The organism is Lentzea indica (assembly GCF_012184385.1).
Lineage (GTDB): Bacteria > Actinomycetota > Actinomycetes > Mycobacteriales > Pseudonocardiaceae > Lentzea > Lentzea indica.
Genome location: NZ_VSRL01000112.1, coordinates 21,160 through 27,569 on the forward strand (window position 1 = coordinate 21,160; position 6,410 = coordinate 27,569).

General features: G+C 68.4%; 6 protein-coding genes and 1 pseudogene. 5 read left to right on the forward strand and 2 right to left on the reverse strand.

Annotated elements, in window-relative coordinates:
* Positions 1-99: 99 nt before the first annotated feature.
* On the forward strand, positions 100-681 hold the full coding sequence (locus FXN61_RS27175) for a TetR/AcrR family transcriptional regulator (protein WP_167976856.1): 582 nt from the start codon (positions 100-102) through the stop codon (positions 679-681).
* A gap of 374 nt (positions 682-1,055) precedes the next feature.
* On the forward strand, positions 1,056-2,990 hold the full coding sequence (locus FXN61_RS27180; RefSeq protein ID WP_167976857.1) for a DUF8189 domain-containing protein: 1,935 nt from the start codon (positions 1,056-1,058) through the stop codon (positions 2,988-2,990).
* 16 nt (positions 2,991-3,006) lie between these two features.
* Here the strand turns inward: FXN61_RS27180 and FXN61_RS27185 are convergent, their stop codons facing one another.
* Entirely contained in the window at positions 3,007-3,489 is a 483-nt protein-coding gene (locus tag FXN61_RS27185) for a MarR family winged helix-turn-helix transcriptional regulator (protein WP_312878024.1), read from the reverse strand.
* 64 nt (positions 3,490-3,553) lie between these two features.
* Here FXN61_RS27185 and FXN61_RS27190 point away from each other — a divergent pair, with 64 nt between their 5' ends.
* The 3 genes from FXN61_RS27190 to FXN61_RS27200 are packed head-to-tail and all read left to right on the forward strand — an operon-like array spanning position 3,554 to position 5,948.
* Positions 3,554-5,005, forward strand: coding sequence for an LLM class flavin-dependent oxidoreductase (locus FXN61_RS27190; RefSeq protein WP_167976859.1), 1,452 nt, complete (start codon positions 3,554-3,556; stop codon positions 5,003-5,005).
* A 56-nt stretch (positions 5,006-5,061) separates the two neighbouring features.
* Complete coding sequence (locus tag FXN61_RS27195) at positions 5,062-5,526, forward strand: hypothetical protein (protein ID WP_167976860.1); 465 nt, start codon at positions 5,062-5,064, stop codon at positions 5,524-5,526.
* 50 nt (positions 5,527-5,576) lie between these two features.
* Positions 5,577-5,948 (forward strand): hypothetical protein, encoded by a 372-nt coding sequence (locus FXN61_RS27200; protein ID WP_167976861.1) that lies wholly within the window; start codon positions 5,577-5,579, stop codon positions 5,946-5,948.
* A 133-nt stretch (positions 5,949-6,081) separates the two neighbouring features.
* On the opposite strand, the pseudogene FXN61_RS27205 reads toward FXN61_RS27200, so the two are convergent.
* Positions 6,082-6,410, reverse strand: a pseudogene (locus tag FXN61_RS27205) (M6 family metalloprotease domain-containing protein); the annotation flags it as partial.

Here is a 6,410-nt window from a genome sequence, read left to right on the forward strand (position 1 = left end):
ATCGTACGACCATAGGCCGGGAAGGATGTCAGAGGCAAGGGGTCCGAGACATTTAGATTATGACCGTACTAACATGAAGGACCTACGGCGGAGGAGCACATGGCGCGATACGGCAAAGAGCACAAGCTGGCGACGAGACAGCGGATCATCGAAACGGCGGGCCGCCGGTTCAAGCGCAGCGGCATCGACGGCTCCGGGGTCGCGACGCTCATGGCGGACGCAGGGCTGACCAACGGCGCCTTCTACGCCCACTTCGAGTCAAAAGAGGACCTGATCGCCACCGCGGTCTCCCACCAGCTGCGCGAACAAGGCGAACAGCTCGCGGCCGTCGCTCCCGGCCGCGACGGACTCGAGCAGATCGTCCGCACGTACCTCTCCCGCGAGCACCGCGACAGCCCTGAGGAGGGCTGCCCGTCCGCCGCACTGCTCGACGAGATCACCAGGTGCGCGGATCCCACCAAGCAGGCCTACACCGACAGCGTGCTCGCGTTCGTCGACGACATGGCCGCCCGGCTTGCGCCACACGATCCGCAGTCGGCGCGCACCACGATCCTCGGCGTCTACGCCCTGATGGTCGGGACCCTGCAACTGTCCCGCGCCCTGACGGACCGGCAGCTCGCCGACGACCTCCTGGAGCAGGGCATCCGCAACGCGCTGGCCGCGCTGGACGCCGGTCAGTGACTGAAGTTGTGGTGGAGGACGTTGTGTGACCGTTCGGCGTAGGTCGCCAAGCTCGCCCAGTTCACCGGTGGCCTCGCCGCCATCATCGGTCCCGGCCGGATCCAGGCGTGGGGCCAGCGTCTGCGCGACCGATCGCGACGGGACGCGCCCGCCATCTCGTTTCCGTGGTGAGGCGGTCGTTGCGGGTGGTCGTTGCGGGTGGTCGTTGCGGGTGGTCGTTGCGGGTGGTCGGCGTCCTGCTCGTCGTGGCGGGCTTCTCGTTCGACCTTCTCGCCTCGTAGGCGGTCACTCGGTGGTCTGAACCCGTGCACAACCTCTCCCTGAGCAGCACGTCCTGTGGTTCGCTGCAAGACAACAGAATCTGGGGGATTCGCATGACCACCATCAGCAGACGGACAGTGCTGGCGGCGGGTGCCACCGCTGCCGCCGCGACGGCGTTCGCCAACTCGGGCATCGCCTTCGCCGCAGGAGCAGCGGCCCGTGCCCTGCCCACCGGGGGAAGCTTCGTCAACATCGTCGCGCACACCGACGACGACCTGTTGTTCCTCAACCCGGACATCCAGCCGTCCATCGTTTCCGGCCTCCCGGTCAGGACGATCGTCCTGACCGCCGACCAGAACGAAGGATCCACGACACCGCCGATGACCCGCGAGGAGCTCGCCGCGAGCGTGCGGGAGGGCCAGCGCGCCGCCTACGCGACGCTCGCGGGCCAGCCGAACAACTGGGACCGCGGCACCTTGGAAGTCGCGACCATGATCCTCGAGGTCGACACGCTCGTGGGCGCGCCGAACGTCCAACTGGTCTACCTCAGCCTGCCCGACGGCGGCGACAGGGATCTGAACCACAACAAGGCGCTCGAGAAGCTCTGGAACGACCCGAACTTCGCCGCGCCGACGATCATCCCGACGGGCGGGCCGGTCCAGGTCGCCCAGTGGTACAACCAGGCGGACGTGAACAACGTGCTGCTCGCGTTGCTCGACGAGTACCAGCCGACGGTGATCCGCATCCAGGACCCGCACCCGTCCTACGACTTCCCGAACGAACCCAACGAGCACAACGACCACATCCACGCGACCAAGTTCGCGACCAAGGCCGTCAAGGCTTACGAGGGCCCGACCGGACGCGGGTTCGTGCTGTTCACCCGGTACCGCTGCTACAACATCGCCGCGTCACCCGTCAACGTGCCGCCCGCGTTGCTCGGCCCGAAGTCAGCGGCCTACCAGGCCTACGCCGAGAAGGACCCGATCACGGGGCCCGCCTTCGACGAGCACGTGTTCCGCAACTACCAGCGCTGGCCGGTCGTCGCGCCGTGGGCGATCGTCGACGGCACGGGCACGTTGCACGCGTTCGTCGCCGCGGGTGACTCGATCATGTGGTGGCACCAGGCCGTGAACGGCGCCTGGGTCGGTCCGGAAAACCTGCGGTCCGGCACGTTCGCGCCGGGTGTCGCCGTGGCGCTCAACGGGTCCGGTCGCGTGCAGATCGCTGTGCTGGACCTGGAGAGCGGCTCGATCCTCACCGTCGGCCAGTCCGCTGCGGGCGGTGGTTTCGGCAACTGGGTCGACGTCGGCAATCCGGACGGCGCCACGCCCGCGTACGGCACGCCGGGCCTCGTGCTCAACGGCGACGGCGGTCTTGAGCTGTTCGCGATCAACAAGAGCAACGGCGTGAGCAACGCGTGGCAGAACAGCGACGGGTCGTTCAGCGGGTGGGAAGCCTTGTCCGGCAACACGAGCGTGATCGTGTCGCCGCCCGTCGGGTTCACCTCGACGACGGGCCGGCTGCACTTGTTCGCCGATGCCAACGGCCACGTCGACCACTGGCAGCAGAACCCCGGCGGGTCGACCACGTTCAAGGCGATCGGGTCCGTGGAGTGCACGCACGCGCCCGGTGTCGCAATGGACGGTGGCAAGGTGCGCGCGCTCGTCCGCGAGCACACTGACGGCGCCGTCGGCACTGTCGCCGAAGGCACGAGCAACGGCACGTTCGGGCCACTCGCGCACATCGGCGGCCAGGGCGGTGTCGGGCCGGTCTCGGCGGTGACGTCCGGCGGGGCTTCCCCGCGCGTGCTGGCGTTCGCGCGCAACGACAACTACGGCATCAGCGTGGCGCGGCAGACCAGCGGCAACACCTTCGCGCCGTGGGAAGAACTCGGCGGGTATGCGGAGGTCGGCCCTGCGGCCGTGCGCGACGCTGCGGGCAACGTCCGGGTGCTGATCGTCGGCGGAGACGCGAAGCTCTACGAGCGCAAGCAGACCACGCCCGGCGCCGGGAGCGCGTTCGCCGGCTGGCAGGTCGCCGGCGCCTGATCCGCGCGGTGCTCGGCTAGGGCGCGCTGGCGGCGATGTCCTGCACCGCCTGGCAGGCGCTCGGCACCGGGTCCAGCTCGTTGACGTGCCCTGCCAGGCGGCAGAGCAGCTTCTTGAACGTCTCCCTGTCGCCCTTCGACAGCCCGGACAGCACGTGCGCTTCAGCCAGAGCGAGGCGCCGGTCCAGCTCCAGAAGGCGCTCGTGCCCTACCTCGGTCGCCACGACGAGGCGGGTGCGGCGGTCGGTGGGCGCCGGCTTCCGCACGACCAACGAGGCACGTTCGAGGTCGTCGAGCAGGTAGGTCATGACCGTGCGGTCGATGCCGAGTTGCTGGCAGAGCGCGGACTGGCTCTCCGGCTGCTCACGGATGGCGGCGGTGAGGATCTGGTAGCCGCGGTGGCCGCCGGGGAGGTCGCCGACCGCCGCGTTCGTCGCCTTGACGTAGGCGCGGAAGACCACGCCGAGGGTCCAGCCGAAGTCTTCGTCGAGGGCGGTCACCCGGCCAATGATAGCCCGGGCAGAACGTCTGTGAAACAGAACATCTGCGTGGCATACTTTCGGCATGACAGATTACGGTCACCCGCTCGAGTTCGGCGTCTTCCTGCCGCCGGCCGCCGAGCAGTTCGGCGAGACGCTGCGGCTCGCGCAGGCCGCTGACGTGCTCGGACTCGAGCTCGTGAGCATCCAGGACCACCCCTACAACGCGACGTTCCTCGACACCTGGACGTCGTTGTCGGTCATCGCCGCGAGCACCACCAACGTTCGTGTGTTTCCCAACGTCGCGAACTTGCCTCTCAGGCCACCTGCGGTTCTTGCGCGCGCGGCGGCGAGCCTTGACGTCATCACCGGTGGGCGGGTTGAGCTGGGGCTGGGCGCCGGCTCGTTCTGGGACGCCATCGCGGCCATGGACGGACCGCATCGCACGCCGGCCGAGTCGGTCGAGGCACTGGAAGAGGCCATTGCGGTGATCAGGGCACTGTGGACGCCCGGTCGCGGGATTCGCCTGCACGGCAAGCACTACTCGCTCAACGGTGCGCGCCCCGGACCGTTTCCGGCGCACGACGTCGGCATCTGGCTCGGCGCCTACAAGAAGCGGATGCTCCAGCTCACCGGCCGCAGTGCCGACGGGTGGCTGCCGTCGAGCCCGTACGCGCCGCCTGGCCAGCTCGCATCAATGAACGCGATCATCGACCAGGCGGCCGAAGAGGCAGGCCGGTCGCCGAAGGACATCCGCAGGCTCTACAACATCGAGCCAGGCTTCACCGCCGAACAACTCGCCGAGCTGGCACTCAACGAGGGCATCAGCGGGTTCGTTCTAATGGTCAACACCGACGACGAGCTGCGCACGTTCGCAGAAGAGATCGCACCTGCCGTGCGCGAACTCGTGGAGAGCGAGCGTGCCGCGGGCCCAAAAGCACTGGGCGTGACCCCCACGCCTGACGACGGCAAACGGCTCTCCGACGAACGTCCGTGGGACGAGTCGAAGCGACCGACCGGCCCGGCACCCGAAAGAGACACCGTCTACACCCCGTCCGGCAAAGCGCTGGGCCGGCAGCTGATCGACGTGCACAACCACCTGCGCAGCGAGCTGACGAAGATTCGCTCGGTGGTGAAGCAGGTCGTGAGCGGCACGATCGGCGTGGGCGAGGCACGATCCGAGATCAACACGATGACCATGCGCCAGAACAATTGGACGATGGGTGCGTACTGCGAGAGCTACTGCCGGCTCGTCACCCTTCACCACACGCACGAGGACAGGAGCCTCTATCCGCAGCTGCGCAGCGGGGACGCACGCCTCGGGCCGGTGCTCGACCGGCTGACCGAGGAGCACCAGGTCATCCACGAGGTGCTCGAACGGCTCGACGCCGCACTGGTCGCCACGGTCGCGGAGCCGCACAGGATCGTCGAGGTGCAGGAGGCGGTCGACCTGCTCACGGACACGTTGCTGTCGCACCTGTCCTATGAGGAGCGTGAGCTGGTCGAGCCGATGGCTCGCATTCCGTACCACTACTGAGTGCACCTCGGCGTGTGCGGCAGAGCCTTGCCCGCGACTGCCAACACACTGGGTGCGTGGACACCAGGAAGCGAGTCGATCCAGTACGACGCGGTCGCACGATCCTGGGTGCGTCGTTGCTGGTCACAGCTGTCACCGCAGGCACACGAGCCGCCGTGGGGTTCAACCACGAGGCCGAGATGGAGCTCGCGATCCGCGCGAAGGACGGATTGGACATCACGGTCGCGCTGCACACGGGGCTGACGTACGCGTGGCTCGTGTTCGCGGTGCTGGCCGGGGTCGCCGCGGTTCCACTGCTCGTCAACGGGTCGGGCAGGACGTTCGCGGCCGGGATCTGTTACGCGCTCGGCATGCCGTTGCTGCTGCTCGCGATCGGTGTGCCCGCACCGGTTTCCACGGTCAGGACGCTGACGTGGGTGGCGTGCGGCGGGATTCTGCTGCTGGCGGGTTTCGTGATGCTCACGTCCGGACCCGTTCCTCAGCAACGACAGCAGCGGCGCAGGTCCGCGCGATCTCGTTGAAAACTCCATTCCGGACACTTGAGCCACACCTGTTTGGCATGGTGTAGGCCATGATCGAGACAGCCCGCCTGGCCGGGTTCTTCGCCGCCCACGGAATCTGGTGCGTGTCAGAGGGAGAGACGCTGATCCCGTTGCTCGGGTACGAGCACGCCGACGGTGAGTACGGCATGGATCGGTTGATGTTCGACGACTACGCGGAAGGCGCCCGCGCCGGGCAGGACGCGCTGGCCGACGGCGATCCCAGCTGGGTCGGCGCCGTGCTCGTGGCCGACGGCTACATCCACCTGGACCAGGGCAAGACCGACGCGTTGGTGGTCGAGGCCGTCCAGTACGGCCCGTACCGGCAGACGATGCAGGTGGCCGTGCCCTACCGGCCTGCTGAGGACCCGCGCGGTTCGCGGTGCACCGGCCCAAGTTCATGAACGCGGACTGCGAAGACCCGGCGTTCAACGCGGTGGCCGAGGCGTTCTTCGTCGGCACCGCGGCGCACCAGGAAGCCCACGCGGTGTGGGAGGCGCACCTGGACGAGTCTGTCTAGGTGCGCCTCCCGATCCGTTAGCGGCCGGTCACCGTGCAGGTGGCGGTCGCGGTCTTGGCCGGGTTGCTCTCGGAGGTGGCCGTGAGGGTCACCTGCGACGTGACCGGCCCGCCGGTGCGCTGGGCGTGCACTGGAACGTCGACCCTGCCACCGAACCTGGCCGTGGCCAGCGCGTTGGGCACGGAGACGGACCAGCCGTTCTCCGCCTTCGCCGTCACGCGGTACACGTCACCGTCGAGATATTGGTCGACGGGCTCCGGGTGCTGGCCGTTCGGCGGCGCGGTGCGGCCGGTGTTGGTCAGCGGGAAGCGGCACGTCGCCACGCCGTCGTGCCCGTGCGCGGGCG

What these genes read in the sequence shown, in the direction of transcription:
- FXN61_RS27175 (WP_167976856.1), top strand. Translation starts at nt 100, where the DNA reads ATGGCGCGATACGGCAAAGAGCACAAGCTGGCGACGAGACAGCGGATC.
- FXN61_RS27200 (WP_167976861.1), top strand. Translation starts at nt 5,577, where the DNA reads ATGATCGAGACAGCCCGCCTGGCCGGGTTCTTCGCCGCCCACGGAATC.
- FXN61_RS27180 (WP_167976857.1), top strand. Translation starts at nt 1,056, where the DNA reads ATGACCACCATCAGCAGACGGACAGTGCTGGCGGCGGGTGCCACCGCT.
- FXN61_RS27190 (WP_167976859.1), top strand. Translation starts at nt 3,554, where the DNA reads ATGACAGATTACGGTCACCCGCTCGAGTTCGGCGTCTTCCTGCCGCCG.